The organism is Pseudovibrio flavus (assembly GCF_009711345.1).
Taxonomy (GTDB): domain Bacteria; phylum Pseudomonadota; class Alphaproteobacteria; order Rhizobiales; family Stappiaceae; genus Pseudovibrio; species Pseudovibrio flavus.
Genome location: NZ_SMMA01000031.1, coordinates 766 through 2,713, shown reverse-complemented (window position 1 = coordinate 2,713; position 1,948 = coordinate 766). Strand labels below are relative to the sequence as shown.

Sequence of the window (1,948 nt, the reverse complement as noted above, 5' to 3'; positions counted from 1 at the left end):
TACGGGGGTAAGAGATGGCCTTGCCGCCAACGCGGCTGTGAAGTTGATGTTCTAAAAAACTCAGAGGGGCTTCGGCCCCTCTTTTCGTTTGAGGGATTCTAGTAGCTTTGAGTTTTCCACCATCAAGCGATGTATATCGAACACACATATGAACTTGATCGCAGGATTAACACCTAGATTAAGCAAGAAAAAGCTTCGTAAAACATAAGCACTACCACCACTAGCAATAGTAGAGAAACACAACCTTTTGGATTCTATTAAAACTGCATTCTATTGCATTGTTTTATATGGCTCCCTCATGCGCACCGCTACAAGAAAAATAACACTCCTGTCTTCAACCGCCCTGCTCGGCTCGGCTCTCTTGCTGGCAAGCGCAATGACGCTGCCAAGCCTTTCTGAGGCGCAAGCGGCGGACTGTACTTATGCGGAAGGCGACTCCGCAAAACCGGGCTGTTTTTATGATGGAACCGTAGACAGCACGATTGAACCGGATGCCAGCGCCCCTTATAATCTGACGCCGAGTACCCTTACTAATAACAGGGTTACCGTTACCGGCACTGGCACCATCGTCGCAGGAGATGCTTTCGGCGGGTATAGTGAAATAGGCGAAACCGTAGAAGGAAACGAGCTGATAATTGAAGCTGGAGCCATAGTCGAAGAAAACGCATTCGGTGGCAGCAGCGGCACAGAAACAGCCATAAGCAACATTGTAACAGTAAAGGGCGCTGGTACCCGTGCAAATGGCAGCGTCATCGGCGGCGAAGGCGGCGTCGGCGGATCAGCCAAGCTCAATAAAGTCTATATACAAGAGGGGGCTAGCGCCACATTCGTTTACGGCGGCACAGCTTCCGAAGCCAATTGGGCGGAAGAAAACGAAGTTTATATTACCGGCGCTGGCACACAAGTACTAGAGACTGTAACTGGTGGTCAGATTGACTCGGGGGGCGGGTCTGCTGCAAAAAACAAAGTAACGATCTCCGATGGCGCACAAATCGGTAGTAAAGTTACAGGCGGTCATGCCATTGGTAACGGCAACGCCTTTGGCAACACCGTCACAATCTCCGGCGACACAACGGTTGTTTCGGCCAACGTCATTGGTGGTTGGTCCTATCTAGGAAATACCTTCAGCACCGTTGATGGCAAAAAAATCGGCAACTCCGTAATCATAACCGGGGGTACCATAAACGGTAAGGTTATTGGCGGCATCGCTGAAAAAGAAAATGCAACCCATAACACCGTCACCATTTCTGGCGGCAACTTTGAAGACAGCATTTACGGCGGGCACGGTACAACTACCGCGAGCAGCTTAATGAAACCGAAAGACGTCGTCACCGGTAATACTTTGAATATTCTCAGCAAGGTGACGCTGGCAACAGGTAAGACCGCAGCGAACTTCGAGCATTATAACTTCCATATAGGTTCAGATGTCGCCGCAGACGATACTATGCTCACCGTTGATGTCGCCGTTGACATGGCGCCAAACAAATACAATCCGGACAACGTTAAGTCTAAAGTGGCCATCACCAGCATTGCGGCGGATACCCAGCTGAAGGATGGCGACCAGATTACGCTGATCAACAGAACTACAAATGCCGATAAAGAGATTATCGAAGACGTTGTCACCCCAACCGTTGGCAACCCGACGACGACAAGTGTTGAGAGCGGTATCAGCACCATCTATGAGTTTTTGGTGGCCTTGGAGGATGATAGCTCCATCACCGCCACCATGGGCGCCAGCAGCACCAACGATAAAGCTCATGCTGTCACCGCTGGTAACAATGCCGGTTTTGTAAGCTCTATGGATGCAACATTGTTTGCCGCTACCGATGGTCTTGCAAGCTTCCTTGCTGCTGCTCCAGCAGCCGATGGGCTGGTAACGTTTGGCGCAGCCGGTGGCCGCTCAACATCCTACGATAACGGCCAGAATATTGACCTTGAAGGCTTCAAT

1 protein-coding gene is annotated in these 1,948 nt (G+C 50.5%); it reads left to right on the top strand.

Going from position 1 to position 1,948, the window contains the following annotated elements; translation table 11 throughout:
* Positions 1 to 298 precede the first annotated feature (298 nt).
* On the top strand, positions 299 to 1,948 hold a 1,650-nt coding region (locus E1162_RS00145), incomplete at its 3' end, for an autotransporter outer membrane beta-barrel domain-containing protein (protein ID WP_257098530.1).